General features: G+C 64.0%; 16 protein-coding genes. 3 read left to right on the top strand and 13 right to left on the bottom strand.

The annotated features are described in order from the left end of the window. Positions 1 to 84: 84 nt before the first annotated feature. On the bottom strand, positions 85 to 1,515 hold the full coding sequence (locus XH98_RS40715) for an aldehyde dehydrogenase family protein (protein WP_271601809.1): 1,431 nt from the start codon (positions 1,513 to 1,515) through the stop codon (positions 85 to 87). A 249-nt stretch (positions 1,516 to 1,764) separates the two neighbouring features. Next, positions 1,765 to 4,128, bottom strand: coding sequence for a transketolase (locus tag XH98_RS40710; RefSeq protein ID WP_271621921.1), 2,364 nt, complete (start codon positions 4,126 to 4,128; stop codon positions 1,765 to 1,767). Between the two features lie 130 nt (positions 4,129 to 4,258). Here XH98_RS40710 and XH98_RS40705 point away from each other — a divergent pair, with 130 nt between their 5' ends. Then, positions 4,259 to 4,720, top strand: a complete 462-nt coding sequence (locus tag XH98_RS40705) for an Lrp/AsnC family transcriptional regulator (protein ID WP_057753316.1) — start codon at positions 4,259 to 4,261, stop codon at positions 4,718 to 4,720. Between the two features lie 160 nt (positions 4,721 to 4,880). On the opposite strand, the gene XH98_RS40700 is transcribed toward XH98_RS40705, so the two are convergent. The 11 genes from XH98_RS40700 to XH98_RS40650 all read right to left on the bottom strand — a co-directional run bounded on the left by XH98_RS40700 (position 4,881) and on the right by XH98_RS40650 (position 18,240). After that, positions 4,881 to 5,960, bottom strand: a complete 1,080-nt coding sequence (locus XH98_RS40700) for a zinc-binding dehydrogenase (protein WP_271621920.1) — start codon at positions 5,958 to 5,960, stop codon at positions 4,881 to 4,883. A gap of 61 nt (positions 5,961 to 6,021) precedes the next feature. Next, entirely contained in the window at positions 6,022 to 6,963 is a 942-nt protein-coding gene (locus XH98_RS40695; RefSeq protein ID WP_271601965.1) for a DMT family transporter, read from the bottom strand. 186 nt (positions 6,964 to 7,149) lie between these two features. Next, a complete protein-coding gene (locus XH98_RS40690; protein WP_271621919.1) occupies positions 7,150 to 7,989 on the bottom strand; it encodes an aldo/keto reductase in 840 nt (279 codons plus the stop codon). 330 nt (positions 7,990 to 8,319) lie between these two features. After that, on the bottom strand, positions 8,320 to 11,025 hold the full coding sequence (locus XH98_RS40685) for a nitrate reductase (protein ID WP_271621918.1): 2,706 nt from the start codon (positions 11,023 to 11,025) through the stop codon (positions 8,320 to 8,322). Position 11,026: 1 nt separating this feature from the next. Beyond that, entirely contained in the window at positions 11,027 to 12,244 is a 1,218-nt protein-coding gene (locus XH98_RS40680; RefSeq protein WP_271621917.1) for an NAD(P)/FAD-dependent oxidoreductase, read from the bottom strand. A 10-nt stretch (positions 12,245 to 12,254) separates the two neighbouring features. Further along, positions 12,255 to 12,683, bottom strand: coding sequence for a globin family protein (locus tag XH98_RS40675; protein ID WP_057753819.1), 429 nt, complete (start codon positions 12,681 to 12,683; stop codon positions 12,255 to 12,257). A gap of 121 nt (positions 12,684 to 12,804) precedes the next feature. Next, positions 12,805 to 14,184, bottom strand: coding sequence for an MFS transporter (locus XH98_RS40670; protein ID WP_271621916.1), 1,380 nt, complete (start codon positions 14,182 to 14,184; stop codon positions 12,805 to 12,807). A 337-nt stretch (positions 14,185 to 14,521) separates the two neighbouring features. After that, a complete protein-coding gene (locus XH98_RS40665) occupies positions 14,522 to 15,316 on the bottom strand; it encodes an ABC transporter ATP-binding protein (RefSeq protein WP_271621915.1) in 795 nt (264 codons plus the stop codon). A 13-nt stretch (positions 15,317 to 15,329) separates the two neighbouring features. Next, on the bottom strand, positions 15,330 to 16,226 hold the full coding sequence (ntrB, locus tag XH98_RS40660) for a nitrate ABC transporter permease (protein WP_271601801.1): 897 nt from the start codon (positions 16,224 to 16,226) through the stop codon (positions 15,330 to 15,332). A 61-nt stretch (positions 16,227 to 16,287) separates the two neighbouring features. Next, the gene (locus XH98_RS40655; RefSeq protein ID WP_271601800.1) at positions 16,288 to 17,604 is read right to left on the bottom strand and encodes a CmpA/NrtA family ABC transporter substrate-binding protein; all 1,317 of its coding nucleotides are present in this window, start codon (positions 17,602 to 17,604) and stop codon (positions 16,288 to 16,290) included. 393 nt (positions 17,605 to 17,997) lie between these two features. After that, on the bottom strand, positions 17,998 to 18,240 hold the full coding sequence (locus XH98_RS40650) for a hypothetical protein (RefSeq protein ID WP_271601799.1): 243 nt from the start codon (positions 18,238 to 18,240) through the stop codon (positions 17,998 to 18,000). 43 nt (positions 18,241 to 18,283) lie between these two features. Between XH98_RS40650 and XH98_RS40645 the strand changes: the two genes are divergently transcribed. Further along, positions 18,284 to 19,123, top strand: a complete 840-nt coding sequence (locus XH98_RS40645; RefSeq protein WP_271601798.1) for a formate/nitrite transporter family protein — start codon at positions 18,284 to 18,286, stop codon at positions 19,121 to 19,123. Positions 19,124 to 19,207: 84 nt separating this feature from the next. Beyond that, positions 19,208 to 20,941 carry a bifunctional protein-serine/threonine kinase/phosphatase gene (locus tag XH98_RS40640; protein WP_271621914.1) on the top strand — a complete coding sequence of 578 codons (1,734 nt, stop codon included), beginning with the start codon at positions 19,208 to 19,210 and terminating at the stop codon, positions 20,939 to 20,941. Positions 20,942 to 20,946 lie beyond the last annotated feature (5 nt).

Raw genomic sequence — 20,946 nt, 5'->3', positions numbered from 1 at the left:
TTCGCGACGCCCCGGAATGACGACGGAGCAAAACAAAACGCCGGAGCAGTTGCCCACTCCGGCGGCGTGTTGTTCACGTAAGGCTTACGCCGCGTTGAAGCCAGCGACGGCCTTCACTTCGAGGAAGTCCTCGAGGCCGTACTTGCCCCACTCGCGGCCGTTGCCCGACTGCTTGTAGCCGCCGAACGGCGCGGTGCGGTCATTGGGCACGCCCTGGAGGTTGACGTTGCCGGCGCGGATCTGGCGGCCGACACGCTTGGCATCGTCGACCGAGGAACCGTAGACGTAGCCGGCGAGACCGTAAGGCGTGTCGTTGGCAATCTTGACGGCGTCGGCTTCGTCCTTGGCGCCGAGGATGGTCAGCACCGGTCCAAAAATCTCTTCGCGCGCGATCGTCATCTCGGGCGTGACGTCGGCGAAGATGGTCGGGCGGACATAGAAGCCCTTGTTGACGCCTTCCGGCAGACCAGGACCACCGGCGACGAGCGTTGCGCCCTCGTCGATGCCCTTCTTGATCAGCGCCTGGATCTTGTCCCACTGGCCGCGGTTGACGACGGGGCCGATGGTGGTGCCATCGGCGCGCGGATCGCCCGCCTTGGTCTTGTCGGCGACGGCTTTCGCGATCGCGGCGACCTCTTTCATCTTGGACAGCGGCACGATCATGCGCGAGGGCGCATTGCAGGACTGGCCGGAGTTGTTGAACATGTGCATCACGCCGCCGGTCACCGCTTTCGTCAGGTCGGCGCCTTCGAGGATGACGTTCGGCGACTTGCCGCCGAGCTCCTGGCTGACGCGCTTCACGGTGGGCGCGGCGCGCTTGGCCACATCGATGCCGGCGCGGGTCGAGCCGGTGAAGGAGATCATGTCGATATCGGGGTGCTCGCTCATGGCGGCGCCGACCTCGGGGCCGAGGCCGTTGACGAGGTTGAACACGCCCTTCGGCACGCCGGCTTCATGCAGGATCTCCGCAAAAATCAAAGCCGAAGTGGGCGTGAACTCGCTGGGCTTCAGGATCATGGTGCAGCCGGCGGCGAGCGCGGGCGCGACCTTGCAGGCGATCTGGTTGAGCGGCCAGTTCCAGGGCGTGATCATGCCGACCACGCCGATCGGCTCGCGCAGCACCATGGCGGTGCCGATGGGCTCCTCGAAATGATAGTTCTTGAGCACGTCGAGCGTGGTCATGAGATGGCCAAGGCCGGCGCCGGCCTGGAGCTTCTCCGCCATCGGCAACGGCGCGCCCATCTCGTCGGAGACGGCGGCGCCGATCTCCTTGATGCGGGTCTTGTAGATCTCGATGATTTTGCTGAGCAGCGCGACGCGCTCCTCGCGGCTGGTCTGGGAGAACGTTGCGAAGGCGCGCTTGGCGGCGGCAACGGCCTTGTCGACATCGGCCTTGGAGCCGAGCGCAACCTCGTACATCGCCTCTTCCGTCGCGGGATTGACCACGGCGGTGGACTTCTTGACGGCGGGATCGACCCAGGCGCCGTCGATGTAGAATTGCATGCGATTGACCATCGTTAACCTCTTCTTGGGGGCTTGGGGGGCGTTTCGGCAGGCATCCTTGCACGAAAGCGCCGGCAATTGAACCCGCCATATGCGGGGCCAGCGTTGCGGCGGACGGAGGTTATATGAGCTGGTGGCGGGAGCGAGGCAAGGTTCTCTCAACCGTCATTCCGGGGCGATGCGGAGCATCGAACCCGGAATCTCGAGATTCCGGGTTCGGCTCTTCGAGCCGCCCCGGAATGACAACCCCGGTGACTTCCCCTACACCGCCATCTTCCGATGCAGCACCGGCGCGCCGGTGGTGATGCTTTCGGCCGCATCGATGATGGCGTTGGCATCGATGCCGTAGTGGCGATAGAGATCGGCGATGGTTCCGGTCTGGCCGAACTGCTCGACGCCGAGCGCCTCGACGCGATGGCCGTGGACGCTGCCGAGCCAACCGAGCGCGGAGGGGTGGCCGTCGATCACGGTCACGATGCCGCAATCGCGCGGCAGCGGCGCCAGCAATTGTTCGACATGGCTGAGATGCTGCACGCCACGGCGGTCGCGCCGCAATTTTCGCGCGGCGGTCCAGCCGGAATGGAGGCGATCGGCCGAGGTGATCGCGAGCAGGCCGATATCGCGCCTGTTCTCGCCGATGAAACCGGTCGCCTCGATCGCCTCAGGCGCGACCGCGCCGGTATAGGTGATCACGAGCTCGGCATTGGGGCCGGGCTTGCGCAGCCAATAGGCGCCGTCGGTGATGCCCTGCCGCAACTCCGGCGTCATGATGCGCTGCGCCTGCTCGATGCTGCGCGTCGAGAGGCGGAGATAGACCGAACCGCCCTCGCCCGGATCGCGCTGCATGTGCTCAAAGCCCCAGCCCATGATGACCGCGAGCTCGTCGACGAAGGCTGGCTCGAACGAGGCAAGCCCGTCCTGCGCCATGCCGATCAGCGGCGTTGCGATCGACTGGTGCGCGCCGCCCTCCGGCGCGAGCGTGATGCCTGAGGGTGTCGCCGCCACCATGAAGCGCGCATCCTGGTAGCAGGCATAGTTCAGCGCATCGAGGCCGCGCTCGATGAAGGGATCGTAGAGCGTGCCGACCGGCAAGAGCCGCGCGCCGTTGATCTGGTGCGAGAGGCCGAGCGCCGAGAGCATGATGAACAAATTCATCTCGGCGATGCCGAGCTCGAGATGCTGGCCCTTCGGCGAAGCGTCCCAATTGTAGGTCGAGGGAATTTTCTCGCTGCGGAATAAGTCCGCCTTCGCGGCATTGGCGAACAGGCCGCGCCGGTTCACCCAGGGGCCGAGATTGGTCGAGACGGTGACGTCGGGTGAGGTCGTGACGATGCGCCTTGCCAGCTCGCTGTCGCCGCGCGCGATCTCGTTCAGCACGAGGCCAAAACCCTGCTGCGTCGACATCTGCGGCGATGGCTTGAAGGCGAGCTGCGTGGGCACCTCGACCACGGGCGCGGTCAGGCGGCGGCCGTCCTGGTTGAACGGCACGCGCGCGAGAAACGCGTCGAGCTCGGCGGCGCTCTGCGGCAGGCCCTCGTACTTGTCCCATTCGTGGCCGGGGCGGATGTTCTGGCTGTCGCGATATTTCTCCATCTGCGTAACCGTCATCAGGCCGGCATGGTTGTCCTTGTGGCCCTGGAACGGCAGGCCGACGCCCTTGATGGTGTAGGCGATGAAGCAGACCGGGCGATCATGGTTGATGGACTCGAACGCCTCGACCATGCTCGCCATGTCGTGGCCGCCGAGATTCGACATCAGCGCCAGCAGCTCCTCGTCGCTGCGCTTGTCGATCAGCGCAGTGATCGGGCCCTGGTCGCCGATCTCGTCGTGCAGATGCTTGCGGAACGCCGCGCCGCCCTGGAAGCATAGCGCGGCGTAAAGAGCGTTCGGGCAATTGTCGATCCAGCGCTTCAGCGCCTCGCCGCCTGGCTCCGCGAAAGCCTCGCGCATCAGCCGGCCGTATTTCACGATCACCACGTCCCAGCCGAAATTGCGGAACATGGTCTCGAACTTTTCCCACAGGCCTTCGCGCACGACGGCGTCGAGCGACTGCCTGTTATAGTCGACCACCCACCAGGTGTTGCGCAGGCCGTGCTTCCAGCCCTCGGCCAGCGCCTCGAAGATGTTGCCCTCGTCCATCTCGGCGTCGCCGACGAGGGCGATCATCCGCCCTTCGCGGCGATCCTTCATCCAGCCATGCGCCTTGACGTAATCCTGCACCAGCGAGGCAAACAGCGTCTGCGCGACGCCGAGGCCGACCGAGCCGGTGGAGAAGTCGACGTCGTCGACGTCCTTGGTGCGTGAGGGATAGGACTGCGCGCCCTTGAAGCCGCGGAAGTTCTCCAGTTTTTCGCGGCTTTGCCGGCCGAACAGATACTGGATGGCATGGAACACCGGGCTCGCATGCGGCTTCACCGCGACGCGGTCCTCCGGCCGCAGCACATGAAAATACAGCGCCGACATGATGGTGGCGAGCGAGGCGGAGGAGGCCTGATGGCCGCCGACCTTGAGTCCGTCCGCGTTGGAGCGGATGTGGTTGGCGTGGTGGATGGTCCATGACGACAGCCACAGCGCCTTGCGGGCGAGAGCAGTCAGGATTTCGAGACGCGCGGAATCGACGGGCATGGCGATGCTCCGGAAAATAAGGCGGATCATACGCCTGCCGGCGGCGCCAGATTTCTCAATTTTTCGCGTCATACCGACAGATATTGGGATACCATACCAACACTGGCCATGAAATACAGGTTCTATTCCAATGCCCGAGCTCGACGCCATCGACCGCAAGATCCTCAGCCATCTCCAGAACGACAGCCGCCTGACCATGCAGGAGCTCGCCGACAGGGTCGGCCTGTCGGTCTCGCCCTGTCATCGCCGGGTCAAGCTGCTGGAGGAGCGCGGCGTGATCTCGCGCTATGTCGCGACCGTCGACCAGAAGGCGCTGGGGCTGCATGTCAGCGTCTTCATCTCGATCAAGCTGGCGCGGCAGAAGGAGGAGGACCTCAACCGCTTCGCCCGCGCCATCTCGAAATGGGACGAGGTGCTGGAGTGCTATCTGATGACCGGCAACCGCGATTATCTGCTGCGCGTGGTCGCAGCCGACCTCGCCTCCTACGAGACGTTCCTGAAGACCAAGCTGACCCGGCTCGACGGCATCGCATCGATCGAGTCCAGCTTTGCGCTCAGCCAGGTGAAGTATTCGATCGCGCTGCCGGTGTAGCACAACGCGGGCGTCTCGAGGGACGGCCGCAAGCTCCGGCCTCGTAGGGTGGACAAAGCGTAGCGTGCCCACCATTCACCATGAACGCCGATGCATGGTGGGCACGGCGCTTCGCGCCTTTGCCCACCCTACGGCACCTTCCTCGCCGCAATGACGGCCATCATCGCCACGGCTGCACGATGATCTTGGTGTGGGCCTCGGGGTTGGCGAGATCGGCGAAGGCTTTGGCGACGCCGTCGATGCCGACTTCCGCCGTCACCATCGCCGCGGCGTCCACCTGTCCTTCGGCGATCAGGCGCAGTGAGCCTGCAAACTCTTCCGGCGTGTAGCCGAGCACGTACTGGACGTTGAGCTCCTTCATGATGCCGAGCATGGGCTCGTGTCTGTCGCTCTCCATGCAGACGCCGACCACGACGATCCTGGCATCGCGCGGGGCGCCCTCGAACACTTGCTGCAACAGGCCGGGCACGCCGACGCATTCGAAGATGATCGCGGGCTTCAGCGCCGGCAGCATGGCCTGGAACGGCGGTCGCGCCGCCCTCTCCGCCTCCGACATCTGCGCGTGCTCGGCCCAGGTCGCATAGGGCTGCGACACCTTGGGATCGACGACGATATCGGCGCCGAGCTTTGCGGCAAGCGCCCGCCGCGCCGGCGAATAGTCGGCGGCGATGATCGGGTGCAGGCCCTCGATCTTCAGCGCCGCGATCACGGCAAGCCCGACCGGGCCGCAGCCGATCACCAGCGGCACCTCGCCGCCTTGGATATTTGCCTTCGCCACGGCGTGAACGCCGACCGCGAGCGGCTCGGTCAGCGCGGCATGTTCCGGCGCGAGGCCGTTCGGCACCTCCAGCAGCAGCGGCTCGCTGAGCAGCATCTGCTCCGCATAGCCGCCGACAAACTCGTTGGAATAGCCGATGCCCTTGATGCCCTCAGGCGTCAGCAGCGCGGGCAGCGAGCACACATGTGTGCCGGGCTTGAGCTTGCGCGTCGTGCCGGGGCCGAAATCCACGATCTCGCAGCAGAACTCGTGACCGAACACGACATCCCGCGACAGATCCATCGGGGTGCGCCCGGTCTTCTTGGCCATCTCGACCATCCGCGGTGCGTGCTGGCGCGCGTGCAGGTCGGAACCGCAGATGCCGCAGGCAAGCGTCCTGACCAGCACCTGGCCGGGGCCAGGCTTCGGCTCCGCCATCTGCCCCACGACAATCTCGCCGTTCCTGAAAATCGCAGCGCGCATCCGGCTCCCTCCTGATGTGTTGGAACCGTTGATAGCACGTATCAGCGCGCGCAAACTTGCGTCAGGGGTTTGGAGACCGTGCTGCCTGCACCAAGACCTGGGCGCGGCGCACGCGCTCGCGATGGGCGATGTAGAGCCCGCTGGCAACGATGAAGGCCGCCCCCGTGATGGTCCAGACATCGGGCAGCTCGCCGAACACGAAGAAGCCCAAAATGCTGACCCACAGCAGCTGCGTGTACGAGAACGGCGCCAGCACCGAGGCATCGCCGTACCGATAGGCCAGCACGATGATCCACTGCCCGACGGTGGAGGCCAGGCCGATCACGATGCCGAGCCCGATGCCTGTCCAGGTCGGTGTGACCCAGACGAACGGCACCATCACGGTGAGGATCGCAACACCCGTGAGCGCCGAATAGGCCATCGTGGTGAGAACGGCCTCACGCCCGCTCATCAAGCGCGTCATGATCAGTGCGGCGGCCCAGCAGAATGCCGAGATGATCGGGAAGAACGCCGCGACGTGGAATGTGGCCGAGCCCGGACGAATGATGATCATCACGCCAATCAGGCCGACCGCGGTCGCGATCCAGCGGCGCATGCCGACCTTCTCGCTGAGGAAGATGATCGAGAGGGCGGTGACGAACAGCGGCGAGATGAAGCCGGTGGCAGAGGCTTCCGCGATGGGAAGGAAGCGCAAGCCGGTGATGAAGAAGAGGGAGGAACCGAGCAGCGCCGTGCCGCGCATGATCTGCAGGCCCAGCCGCTCGGTCCGCATCGCATGCAGCGGCGAGCCCGGCAGCATCACCGGCAGGAACATGAGCGCGAAGGTGACGAAGCGAATCCAGGTGATCTCGATCGACGGCAGGCTCGATGACAAATATTTCGAAGTGACGTCGGAGCAGCCGAGGAATACCGTCGACAGCAGTACCAGCGCGATGCCCTTGAAGGGATGGTCGACGCGCGCAGGCGCGCGGCGAGCCTCCTGCTTCTTCTCCGGCAAGGGCATGGGAATACTGTCGAGCCTTGCGGCTGCAGCAGGTGGCGGTGTCACTGTAGGAACCCGGCAAAAGGCGAATCGAGAGGCCTCATAAAAACGACAAATGCGCCGCGTTCACAACTTCCGAAAACAGGATGCCGATATGCGCTGACGTCCACGCGCGTCAACGCCCGGTTAATATTGCGCGTTTGTGCGCTACAGCATCGGCAGGCTGCGCGGCTTCGGGCCGCGCGGAAACGCCGCATCCAGCGCCGAGATCTCCTCTTTCGTCAGCACGAGATCGCCGGCCGCCGCATTTTCGCCGGCATGTTCCGCGGACGACGCCTTCGGGATCGCGAACACCGTAGTCGCACGGGTGAGGAAGCTCAGCGCGACCTGACGCGGTGCCGCACGACGTGCCTCTGCAATGCGCGCCAGCACCGCGCCGCCCTTGCTGCGCGCATCCGGAAAATCATCGTGCCCGAACGGCGAATAGGCGACGACGGCAACGCCGTGCCGCTCGCACCACGGGATCACGGCATGCTCGATCGCGCGCTCCTTGAGATGATAAAGCACCTGATTGCAGGCGATCTTGCCTTCGCCCGCAACCTCGAGAATCTCGTCGAGATCATCGGCATCGAAATTGGAGACGCCCCAGGACTTGATCTTGCCTGATGTCACCAGCTCCTCGAATGCAGCGACGGTGTCCTCGAGATCATACGAGCCGCGCCAGTGCAGCAGATAGCAATCGAGACGATCCGTCTTCAGCCGCTTCAGCGAGCGCTCGCAGGCCGTGATGGTGCCACGGCGCGAGGCGTTGCTCGGCAGCACCTTGGAAACCAGAAACACCTCATCACGACGGCCCGTGATCGCATCGGCAATGACAAGCTCGGCATCGCCATACATCTCGGCGGTGTCGATATGGGTCATGCCGAGATCGAGCCCGCGCTGAAGCGCCGCGATGGCGCGCTTGCGCTCGCCATGGTCGAGATACCAGGTGCCCTGCCCGATGACAGAGACGTCGGTGCCGGTCTTGCCGAAGGGTTTCGTTTTCATGTTGTCTCCGATGCCGCTCGTTGGCACAGGCAACCGCTATCGCGCTCAAGAGTTCAATCCGGGAACGTTTCGACCAGACGCGGGGGCGCTTCGTGGTAAATCATGATTGGTCTTGGAGTGGAGTGAAGGCCGCGCGGCACCATAGGCCACAATCGCTGGCACGTCGATTGGGTGGGAGGATGGTACCTAGCCCACGCTGTCATTCCCGCGAAAGCGGGAATCCAGTACGCCGCGGCTTCTCGGTGAATCACTGACGTCTCGGCGTACTGGATCGCCCGGTCAAGCCGGGCGATGACGGCGGAGCATGCGGAGCCAGCCGAGAACGATGCCCTACCCCGCCGCGCCCGCGACCTTCGCGTGCTTCGCGGGCACAACCTCCGTCGTCGCGATCAGGCGCTTCAGCTCGGGAATGCAGGAGCCGCAATTGGTGCCTGCTTTGAGCTTTACACCGATCTCGGCGGGGGTGCGCGCGCCGCCGGCGATCGCATCGCAGATGGTGCCGCGGCCGACGCCGAAGCAGGCGCAGACGACAGGGCCGGTCGAGACGGCGCCTTCGCTGGACTTGCCGGACAAGAGCATGCGGCGTTGGTCGTCGGTGACGCGATCGGCCGCAAACACGCTCTTCACGACCTCCCAGTCGCCGGCATCATGCGCGGGGCCGACGAACAGGCAGGTCTCGATCCGGTCGGCCGAAAACGAAGCGGCGCGGAAAACGCCGCCGCCGAAATCGCGGTACTCGGCCACGTCCTCACCGCCGATGCTTGCGAGCCAGGCCGGCCAACGCGACAGGTCAGCATTATCAGCGAAGAGATAGCCGAAGCCGCCGCTGACCGTGACGCGGGTCCACAACAGGTTTGGCGGCAGAGCGAGCTGCTTGCGCGACAGCGCAAAACCGCGGAAGACGTATTCGTAGGGCGCGATCGCAGCCGGCGTCGCTTTCGATTCCGGCTGGCCCGAGAATGGATCGGTAAACGAGTGCACCAGCGCGCCGACGCGGCCATGCGAGGCGTTCATCGCGCTCCAATGGATCGGTGTGAACAGCGTGCCGCGCTGCTGCCGGTCGCTGACGACGACCTTCAGAATGCACTGGCCGTAATCGGTGGTGATACGGGCATAGCCGTCGTGAACAATGCCGTATTTGCTGGCATCGTCAGGATGGATCTCGACGAAGGGTTCGGGCAGATGCGCGCCCAGCCGCTGGCTGAGACCTGTGCGCGTCATGGTGTGCCACTGGTCGCGGATGCGTCCGGTGTTGAGCCTCAGGGGACGCGACGGGCCGGTTTCGGCCCGCAGCGAAGGCACTTCCGGGGCGACGAAGCGACCCTTGCCGTCATTGGTGAAGAAGCCACCTTCCGCGAAGAATCGTTCGCCAGGTGCACCACCTTCGGGGGCCGGCCACTGCACCGGCGTCAAGGCATCGAAGGCCTCGTCGGACAGCGCGCTCAGCGCGCCGATGTCGAAATCGCGGCTGCCATTGTTCTCGAACGCCGAGAGCGCGGCATGCTCGCGGAAAATATCGGCGGCCGATTTGTAATTGAAGCTGTCGCCGAAGCCGAGACGCTTGGCGGTCTCGCTCAAAATCCACCAGTCCGGCCGCGCCTCGCCGGGCGCCGGCAGGAACGAACGCTGGCGCGAGATGCGGCGCTCGGAATTGGTCACCGTGCCCGACTTCTCGCCCCAGGCCAGCGCCGGCAGCAGCACATGCGGGCCGGCCTCGACCGTATCGTTGCCGAGCACGTTCTCGGACACCACGAACAGCTCCAGCTTCTTCAGCGCCTCGCGCACGACGTCCGCGTCGGGCAGCGACACCGCCGGATTGGTGCCCATCACCCAGAGCGCCTTGACCTCGCCCCGGTTGATCGCCTCGAACAGCTGCACCGCCTTCAGCCCTTCATGGGTGGCGATGCGCGGCGCCTTCCAGAACCGCCTGACCCGATCGATGTCGGGCGGCGTGAAGCCCATGTGCGCGGCGAGCATATTGGCGAGGCCGCCGACCTCGCGGCCGCCCATCGCATTGGGCTGGCCGGTGAGCGAGAACGGCGAGGCGCCCGGCTTGCCGATACGCCCCGTGGCGAGATGGCAATTCAGGATCGCATTGACCTTGTCGGTGCCCTGCGCCGACTGGTTGACGCCCTGCGAGTAGAGGGTGACGACGCGCGTCGTGTCACGGAACATCCGGAAGAAGGCGGCGACGTCCTGCTCGGAGAGCCCGGTCGCAAGCGCAGTCGCGGTGATGCTTCCTGCGATGTTACGCGCACGCGCCAGCGCATCGTCGAAGCCGGAGGTATTGGTCGCGATGTAATTCTGATCGAGCGCACCATTGTCGGCGAGATGCACGAACAGGCCGGAGAACAGCGCGGTGTCGGTACCGGGCCTGAGGCCGAGGAACAGATCGACGTCACCAGCGGTGTCGGTGCGGCGCGGATCGATCACGATCATGCGCGCGCCGCGCTCTGCGCGGTTCTTCAACATGCGCTGGAACAGTACCGGATGGCACCAGGCCGCGTTCGAGCCGACGAAAATCAGGAGATCGGCCTGGTCGAGATCCTCATAGCAGCCGGGCACGGTATCGGCGCCGAAGGCGCGGCGATGGCCAGCGACCGAGGATGACATGCAGAGCCGGGAATTGGTGTCGACATTGGCGGTGCCGACAAAGCCCTTCATCAGCTTGTTGGCGACGTAATAATCCTCGGTGAGAAGCTGGCCCGAAAGATAGAAGGCGACCGCATCGGCGCCATCGCGCGCGACAATGTGCTTCATGCGATGCGCGACATGGTCGAGCGCGTCACTCCAGGCCACGCGCTCCATCACACCCTTGCAGCGGATCATCGGATAGAGCAGCCGGCCCTCCAGCCCGACGGTCTCACCGAGCGCAGAGCCCTTCGAGCACAGCCGGCCGAAATTGGCGGGATGGTCGGGGTCGCCCGCGATCGCTGCGCCGCCCGCGCCGTCGGGCGTTGCGAGCACGCCGCAGCCGACGCCGCAATAGGGACAGGTGGTCTTGGTGGTGCGGAGCGTGGGATCGATCGCCGTCATATCAGGCAGCCTTGGAAGGAACGGCGAGGATACGGCCGAACATCATGTCGCCCCGGATGGCGGCAATCTTCTCGCGGGTGCGGATCAGCTCGAGATACCAGAGCGCGTCGGCGGTCTCGCCGACCAGCACGGCGCCGGTGAGGCACCCGTCTGAAATCACGAGCTTCTTGTACGTGCCGCGTCGGCTGTCCGACAGGACGAGGCTCTCACTGCCCTCACCGCCCATGAAGTCGCCTGCCGAGAACACGCTGACGCCTGATACTTTCAGATTGGTCGAGACCACGCTGCCCTGGTAGGCGGCGGGGCGGCCACCGAGATGCCGGGCCAGCACCCGCGCCTGCTCATAGGCCGGCTCGACCAGGCCATAGCAGGTGCCGCGATGCTCGGCGCATTCACCGAGCGCGTAGATGTCGGCAGACGCCGTCTGCATCACGTCATTGACGACGATGCCGCGGTTGACCGCGATGCCGGCGTCCTTCGCGAGCGCAATGTTGGGCCTGATGCCGGCAGCGAAGATCACGGCGTCCGCCTCGATCCGGCCGCCGTCGGCCAGCTCCACGGCTTCGACATGGCGCTCGCCGTGGATGCGGGCGGTCGAGGCGTTGAGCAGGATGCGGATGCCCTTGCGTTCCACGAGCGTCTTGAGCAGATCGGCGGCCGGCCCGTCGAGCTGGCGCTCCATCAGCCGGTCCATCAGATGCAGCAGGGTCACGGACGCACCGGCCTTGGCAAGGCCATAGGCGGCTTCAAGCCCGAGCAGGCCGCCGCCGACCACGACGACGCGCTTCCTCGCCGCGGCCAGCGTCAGCAGCAGGTCGACGTCGCGGGTGTCGCGAAAGGTATGCACGCCGGCAAGATTGGCGCCCGGCACGTTGAGCCGCAGCGGCGTCGATCCCGTCGCGAGCACGAGCCTGGAATATTCCATGCTCTCTTCGCCTGATATCTTGAGCTCGCGGCGGCCGGTGTCGATCTCGGTGACGCGAGAGCCGCAGCGTACGGTGACGCCGCGATCACGCCACCACTCCGCTGGTCGGAGCTCGATCTCGTGCGAGCCGGTCTCGCCGGCCAGCACGGATGAGAGCAGCACCCTGTTGTAAGCGAGCCGCGGCTCTTCGCCGATCACAGCGACCGCATAGCGGCCGAGCGCGGTCCTGGCGAGTTCGTCGACCAGACGCGCGGCTGCCATACCGTTACCGACGATGACGAGCGGTTCACTCACAAGGCATCTCCTATTCGGCGGCCTGCGCCGGTGAGCCGTAGGCCTCGGAAATCATGTAACCGGACAGCACGCCGTAGGCGTCGGTCCAGGCTGTTGCGAGCTCGGGCGTCCAGGCCTCGCCGAGGCCCTTCTCCAGGGTCCACAGCAAGGTCGCGCCGACCACGGGATAGTGCTCGGCCTTGGCGCCATAGGCGACGTGGCGCTTGGCGAGCGCCGAGGCCGCGGGAAGAATCGTCTCGAGATTGGACAGGCCGCCGACGACAGCGGCGAGCATGGCCATCAGCTTCTTGCGCTGCTCGGTCATGTCTTCGGGAAACATCGCGCGCACGGAGGGAGCGACCTCGAACAAGCGGTCGTAGAACAGCTGCGAAGCTGCTTCGGAAATCGGTGCGACCTTGGCGAAGCTTTGCTGGATGAGGGTAATCTGTTCGGGCGTCACAATGGTCTCCTGTCTGTTTCGGTCTGCTTTTGTCCGCGCCATTGCGGAAAAAGTTCATGGATCAAACGTCATCAGAAGGCTTCTCCCCGCGTGCGGGGAGAAGCGTGTTTCATGCCAAGTGTCACACCCGCGCCTCGGCGAGGCTTGGCGCGCCTTCACCCTGCGGGCTGCGACGCAGGTAGAACCACCAGGTGATAGCGAGGCAGGAGGCGTAGAAAGCGAGGTAGATCGCGAGCGCGAGCTGCGGACCGCCGGTCAAGGCGATCGACTTGCCGAAGCCGCTCGGGATAAGATAGCCGCCGACGGCACCGACCGCGCCGATGAAGCCGACGGCCGCACCGCTCTCGATGCTCGCCGTCTTCAACGCCATCGCGCGCGCCGCGTCGCCCTTGCCGCGCACCTTGAACAGATTCTGCTCGCGGAAGATCGAGGGGATCATGCGATAGGTCGAACCGTTGCCGATACCCGTCGTGACGAACAGGATCAGGAACATCGAGAGGAAGCCGATGAAGTCCTTGTGCCCGACGAAGTAGAGCACGCCGACCGTGGCAGCAGCCATCGCGATGAAATTCCAGAACGTCAGGATCGAGCCGCCGATCTTGTCGGCGAGCAGGCCGCCGAGCGGTCGCGACAACGAGCCGACCAGAGGCCCAAGGAACGCGATTCCGATCGTCACCGTCGGAAACTGCGTCTTGATCAGCAGCGGGAACGCTGCGGAATAGCCGATGAACGACCCGAACGTGCCGATGTAGAGATAGGCCATGATCCAAGTGTGCTTGCGCTTGACCACCGCAAGCTGGTTCTTGATCGACGACTTCGCCGAGGTGAGGTTGTTCATGTAGAACACCGCACCGAACACCGCGATCGCGATCGGCAGCACCCACATCAGGCCGGCATTCTGGAGGAAGATGCCGTCGACAGGGCTGGCCTGGAACAGGTTGATGACGGCGAGCGTCATCAGGATCGGGGTCAGGAGCTGCACGCTGGAGACGCCGATATTGCCGCCAGCCGCATTGAGGCCGAGCGCCCAGCCCTTCATCCGGTCGGGGAAGAAGAACGAGATGTTGGTCATGCTGGAGGCGAAATTGCCGCCGCCGAGACCGGCGGTCGAAGCAACCAACAGCATCAGCCAGAACGGCGTCTCGGGCTGGCTCACGAAATAGGCAAGCGAGAGCGTCGGGATGAACAGGACCGCTGCGCTGAAGATCGTCCAGTTGCGACCGCCAAAGGTCGTGACCGCAAAAGTGTAGGGAAAGCGCATCAATGCGCCGATCAGCCCGGGTACCGCGACGAGCTGGAACAGCTGGTCGGTGGTGTAGTGGAAGCCCGCCTGCGGCAGCTTGGTGGTCACGATGCTCCAGATCAGCCAGACCGAAAAGCCGATGTGCTCGGCAACGATCGACCAGATCAGGTTACGCCTTGCGATGGTCTTGCCAGTCGCGTTCCAGAACGCCTCATCTTCGGGGCGCCAGTCTGAAATCCAAGTTGGATTCTTCGTCATTGCATATCCCTTCCAGGCTCACCGCTGCGTCGTTGCAGGCTCTGCCTCCGCATGGAGGCGCGCTCCGAGGCGAAGCCCCGGTGGCGAGATCACGATGCTGATTGATGATGTTGAGGGACGTCGTCGTTGGCGTCGCAGAAGGTAATTCAACTTCCGTGCCAATTCGCAACGATGAGGAAAACCAGTAAATTCAGCAGCTTATTCGAATTGCCCGAAATTTTTGCAAGCTCTTTTCGCACGCAAATTTTGCGATTCGCTCAATCCCTGTGCGGCGCACAAGGATTGAGCTTGATGATTCAAAAATAGGCGCAACGTTTTTTGCGCATTAGCCACGCGTTTACGCCGCCTCGACGAAGCGATGACGCTCATAGAGGAATTCGAGCACGCGCTGACGGCACTTCAAATAGGTTGCGTTGGTCGCAAGCTCGAGCCGCTTGCGCGGCCGCGCCAGCGGCACGTCCAGTACCTCGCCGATGCGCGCCGATGGCCCATTCGTCATCATCACGATGCGGTCCGACAGCAGCACCGCCTCATCGACGTCGTGGGTGATCATCAGAATGGTGTTGCCGAGCTTCTGATGCAGCGCCATCACCGAGTCCTGCAAATGAGCCCGGGTCAGCGCATCGAGCGCGCCGAAGGGCTCGTCCAGCAGCAGCACCTTCGGCTCCATGGCGAGCGCCCGGGCAATGCCGACGCGCTGCTTCATGCCGCCGGAGATTTCGGCAGGCCGCTTGTCCCTCGCATGAGCCATCTGCACCAGGTTGAGATTGTGCATTACCCAGGCATCGCGCTCGGCCTTCGTCTTGGTCCTGGCAAAGACCTTGTCGACGCCGAGCTTGACATTCTCGTAGACGGTGAGCCAGGGCAGCAGGCTGTGGTTCTGGAACACCACGGCGCGATCGGGCCCGGGCGCGTTGACCTCGCGGTTCTCCAGTAGCACGCCGCCGGTGGTGGCGTTGGTGAGCCCGGCGATGATGTTGAGCAGGGTCGACTTGCCGCAGCCGGAATGGCCGATGATCGAGACGTATTCGCCCTTCTCGATCGTGAGGTTGATGTCCTTCAACACCTCCGTCGTCGCGGCGCCGCGGGTGAAGGTCTTGTCGATGTGGTCGAGCTTCAGATAGGCGGTCATGTGCCCTTGTCCCTCAGTTCTGCGCTGTGCCACGGGTAACGATCTTGCCGAGGCCTGCAATTAGGCGGTCGAGCACGAAGCCGACGATGCCGACATAGAACAGCGCCAGGATGATCTCGCTGATATGCGAGGAGTTCCAGGCGTCCCAGATGAAGAAGCCGATGCCGACACCGCCGATCAGCATTTCGGCGGCGATGATGGCAAGCCAGGACAGGCCGATGCCGATACGAAGCCCCGTGAAGATGTAAGGCGCCGCCGCGGGGATCATAATCTTGGCGAAGAACTCGAGCGGATTGAGCTGCACCACCGCAGCGACGTTGCGATAGTCCTGCGGGATGTTGCGGATACCAACCGCTGTGTTGATGATGATCGGCCAGATCGAAGTGATGAAGATGACGAAGATCGCGCTGGGCTGGCCATCGCGGAACGCGGCGAGCGAGAGCGGCAGCCAGGCCAGCGGCGGAATGGTGCGCAGCACCTGGAACAGCGGGTCGAGCCCGCGCATCGCCCAGACCGACTGCCCGACTAGGACGCCGAGCGCGATGCCAGCGATCGCCGAAAGCGAATAGCCGAGCGCCACGCGCTGGAGGCTGGCGGAGAGGTGCCAGAACAGGCCCTTGTCGATGCCGCCATGATCAAAGAACGGATCGAAGATCAGCTCCTTGGTGTCCTTGAACACCTTCGACGGGGGCGGCAGCGCCGAGCCGGCGCGGCGGCAGACCAGCTCCCACACCAGCGTCAGCAACGCGATCACGACCAGCGGCGGGATGACGCGCACGGCTAGCTCCCGCGCAAAGCGCGCGTATGTTTCGCTGCGCGGCGGGCGCTTTGGCGTTATCGCGACAACTGGCGTCGCAGCGCGCGCAGGCGCTGCAGTCTCAACCTCAATCTTCGCGGCAGGCATGTTCATCGCAATTTCTCTTCGGCTTCATCAAGACGATGCGGCCGCCCGAAGGCGGCCGCAGGCTCCATCAGACTTCGACGCGCTTGATGGCGAGCGACTTCAGATAGGCAGCCGGATTTTCGGGATCGAACACCTTGCCGTCGAAGAAGGTCTCCTTGCCGCGCGAGGTCGACGCCGGAATGTCGGAGGCGGCGACACCGAGCGTCTTGGCGGCATCCTTCCAGAGGTCCTCGCGGTTGACCTTGGCGATCAACGCCTTGGTGTCGAAGCCGGGCTCATACTTGCCCCAGCGGATGTCCTCGGTGAGGAACCAGAGATCGTGGCTCTGGAACGGATAGGACGCCTGGTCCTTCCAGAAGCGCATCTGCTGCGGCGAGTTCTCGACGACACGGCCGGTGCCGTAGTCGAACTTGCCCTTCATCCGATCGGTGACGTCCTCGACCGGGCAGTTGATCCATTGGCGCTTGGCGCAGATGACGGCGGCCTCTTCGCGGTTCTCGGCCTTCTCGGCCCATTGCTGGGCTTCCATCACCGCCATCAGCAGCGCCTTTGCCGCCTTCGGATATTTGTCGACCCAGGCGGCGCGCATACCGAAGGATTTTTCCGGATGCTTGTCCCAGAGCTCGCCGGTGGTGATCGCGGTGTAGCCGATCTCCTGATGGATCAGCTGGAGATTCCAGGGCTCGCAGACGCAGAAGCAATCCATGGTACCAACCTTCATGTTGGCGACCATCTGCGGCGGCGGCACCACGATGGTTTCGATGTCCTTGTCGGGATCGATGCCGCCGGCGGCGAGCCAGTAGCGAATCCACAGATCATGCGTGCCGCCGGGGAAGGTCATCGCCGCCTTCACGGCCTTGCCGCCGGCCTTCTTCTTCTCCAGCGCCGCCTTGAAGGGCGCGGTGTCGATGCCGACCTTGATGTCGGCATATTCCTTGGCGACCGAGATGCACTGACCGTTCAGGTTCAGCCGCGCCAGGATGTACATCGGCGTCGGCTGGTTGTTCTGCGTCACCTTGCCGGCCGAGATCAGATACGGCATCGGGGTCAGGATATGCGCGCCGTCGATGCCGTTGCCTTCGGAGCCGAGCACGAGATTGTCGCGCGTGGTGCCCCAGGACGCCTGCTTCTGCACCTCGACATCGGGCATGCCGTATTTGGCGAAGATGCCCTTCTCCTTGGCGACGAACAGCGGGGTCGCGTCGGTCAGCGCGATGAAGCCGAGCTTGGCGCCCTTGACCTCGGGGCCCGCATCCTGCGCGAAGGCGCCGGCGGGGAAATTGAGCTTGGCAGCGGCGAGAAGGGCTGCGGTCGAGCCGGCGGCCTTCAGCAATTGACGGCGGCTGAAGCCAGTCTCGAAGGGCCGGCGAATGCGCTTGGTCATCGGTGGTGTCGTCCTTTGCGTCGTTGCGAATGATTGCGTCAGTGCGCACGAGCAGCCCGTCCGTCCGTCACGCCGCAAAAAGGCGCGTGCAAACGCACGACGGGGGATTCGCCCCGTTCGGATGGCGTCGGCAATTCGGATGAGAAGTCTCGCGGGACGGCTTCAATGGCGTCAGATTGAATGATTCAAGCTTCATGCCAAGCGCAGAGACAGAAAAATATGTTTTATATCAAACAGATAAAAGAGGTGCGCCGGCTTGTCGCAGCCCTGTTCCGCACGCAAGTTTTGCGCCCTGCTCAACTTTTGTGCGACGCACAAACATTGAGCACCGCGCCACGCAAGAAGGCAGATGGCTTTGCGGAACCCAACCGAAACCATTGCAAGCATTTGATATCAAACATCTTTTTCCAGCGCCAACCCGGCACGAGACTTGCTTAGGTAGAGGATGTCAACGAAGACTGCGGCCTTGCCGCATTGTTGCAGCCTCTGGCGGCCGCAACCTGGAAGCTCAACTGCTTCGCGGCCCTCCTCGGCTTGGTCGTCGTGACGCGATCTCCCAAAGCTTCCAAACCATCCTTCACCCTCGTGCACGGCTGAGCCGTTGGCACGGCCAATGACATCCAGCGGTGCTTTCATCTCGAGGGCACTCGATGTCACTTACGAAGCAAAAGGAATCGTAATGTCGTATCTCGCGCCTTCAGAATTCGTCACCAAGATGGTGGACGCAGGGGAATCCAAGATCTTCATGTCCACCCGGGATACGGTCATCCGCGCCTATATGGCCGGCGCCATCCTGGCGCTCGCGGCGTGGTTCGCCGTCACCATCAACGTCAACACTGGCCAGCCGCTCGTCGGCGCGCTGCTGTTTCCGGTCGGCTTCTCCATGCTCTATCTCCTGGGCTTCGATCTTCTGACCGGCGTCTTCGTCCTTTCCCCGCTCGCGCTGATCGACAAGCGGCCGGGCGTCACGCTCGGCGGCGTCCTGCGCAATTGGGGTCTCGTCTTCATCGGCAATTTCGCCGGGGCGCTGACCGTGGCCTTCATGATGGCGTTCGTGACGACCTACGGCTTCACCCAGGAGCCCGACAAGGTCGGTATGACGATCGGCAATATCGGCGAAGGCCGCACCCTCGGCTACGCCGCCCACGGCGCCGCCGGCATGGCGACGCTGTTCATCCGCGGCATGCTCTGCAACTGGATGGTCTCGACCGGCGTCGTCGGCGCGATGATCTCGACCACCGTCCCGGGCAAGGTCATTGCGATGTGGATGCCGATCCTGGTGTTCTTCTACATGGTGTTCGAGCACTCCGTGGTGAACATGTTCCTGTTCCCGTCGGGGCTGATGCTGCACGCCAAGTTCTCGATCATGGATTATTTCATCTGGAACGAGATCCCGACCGTGCTCGGCAATCTCGTCGGCGGCCTCGCCTTCACCGGCCTCACCCTTTACGCCACGCATGTGCTGACCAAGCCGAAGCGTGAGGTGGCGGCGAAGAGCCAGCCGCGCGCAGCGGCCTGAGCGATCGCTGTTCAACGAGGCAGTGTTGTCCAACAAGGGAGTTTCGCCTGCTAGGGTGAAGCTCCCTTTGCATTGGTGACGAGGATGAGCCGGGGCTTGCGCATTTCGATCGGGCAGCACTCCGACAAGGGGCGCAAGCCGGTCAACCAGGACTTTCACGGCGCGCTGATCCCGACCGAGCCGCTGTTGAGCCTGAAGGGCATCGCCGTCGTCTTGGCCGACGGCATCTCGAGCAGCGCCGTGAGCCAGGTCGCGAGCGAGTCCGCGGTCAAGAGCTTCCTGACCGATTATTACTGCACCTCCGAATCCTGGACGGTGAAGCATTCGGCGCGGCGGGTTCTGGAAGCGACCAATTCGTGGCTGCACGCGGAAACCCGGCGCAGCCAATATGCTTACGACCGCGACAAGGGCTACGTCTGCACCTTCACGGCCATGGTCGTCAAATCGACCACAGCCCACATCTTTCACGTCGGCGACTGCCGGATTTATCGCATCGCCGGCAAGGCCCTCGAGCAGCTCACCGAGGATCACCGGATCATCGTCTCGTCCGAGCAGACCTATCTCGGCCGCGCGCTCGGGATCAATCCGCAGATCGAAATCGACTACCAGGCGATTCAGGTCGAGCCTGGCGACATCTTCCTGCTGGCAACCGACGGCGCCTACGAATTCATCGATCCTCGCTTCGTCACAGGCACCCTTGCAGCCTCTGCCGCCGATCTCGATGCAGCCGCGCAAACCATCGTCGAGGAGGCCTACCGGCGCGGCAGCGACGACAACATCACCGTACAGATCCTGCGCATCGATGGGATACCGCGGACGGGCTCGGTCGATATTTTCGGTGGCACGGCCGAACTGCCGCTGCCGCCCCTGCTGGAGCCGCGCGCCTTGTTCGACGGCTATCGCATCGTCCGCGAAGTGCATGCCTCCAGCCGCAGCCACATCTACCTCGCCATCGACACCGAGACCGAGGAGATGGTCGCGCTGAAGATTCCGTCGATCGATCTGCGCGACGATGCCGCCTATCTGAAGCGTTTCCTGATGGAGGAGTGGATCGCGCGCCGGATCGACAGCCCTCACGTCCTCAAGCCCCGCTTACGATCCAGGCGGCGCAACTATCTCTACGTCGCCACCGAGTTCATCGAGGGACAGACGCTGAGGCAATGGATGCTGGACAATCCGCGCCCCGACCTCGAAACCGTGCGCGGCATCGTCGACCAGGTTGCGGCGGGCTTGCGCGCCTTCCATCGCATGGAGATGCTGCACCAGGATTTGAGGCCGGACAACATTCTGATCGACAAGACCGGCACGGCGAAGATCATCGACTTCGGGGCCGTCAAGGTTGCCGGCGTCGTCGAAGCAGCCGCCAATCCGGCTGACGCCGAGATCCTCGGCACGGTTCAGTACACAGCGCCGGAATATTTTCTCGGCGAAGGCGGCTCGCCGCGGTCGGACATGTTCTCGCTCGCGAGCATCTGCTACCAGATGCTGACCGGAAGCCTGCCCTATGGCGCCCAGCTCGCACGCATCAGGGGAAGATCGGATGCGTGGAAGCTCAGGTATCGTCCGGCCAGCCACGATGACCGCGCAGTCCCCGTCTGGATCGATGGCGCGTTGCGGAAAGCCCTGCATCCCGATCCCAACAAGCGCCACGAGGATCTGTTCGAATTCACCTACGAGCTGCGAAACCCCAATCCGGCTTATCTCAGCACGCGGACCACGCCTTTGCTGGAGCGCAATCCGCTGCTGTTCTGGAAGCTGACAACGGTGACACTGGCCTGCGTCGTCGTGGTCCTGCTCGCACTGCTCCACGCGCGCTAGCGCAA

This window comes from Bradyrhizobium sp. CCBAU 51745 (genome assembly GCF_028128715.1).
Lineage (GTDB): Bacteria > Pseudomonadota > Alphaproteobacteria > Rhizobiales > Xanthobacteraceae > Bradyrhizobium > Bradyrhizobium manausense.
Note: the sequence above shows the minus strand (reverse complement) of the source record. Positions and strands in the feature narration are given on the sequence as shown.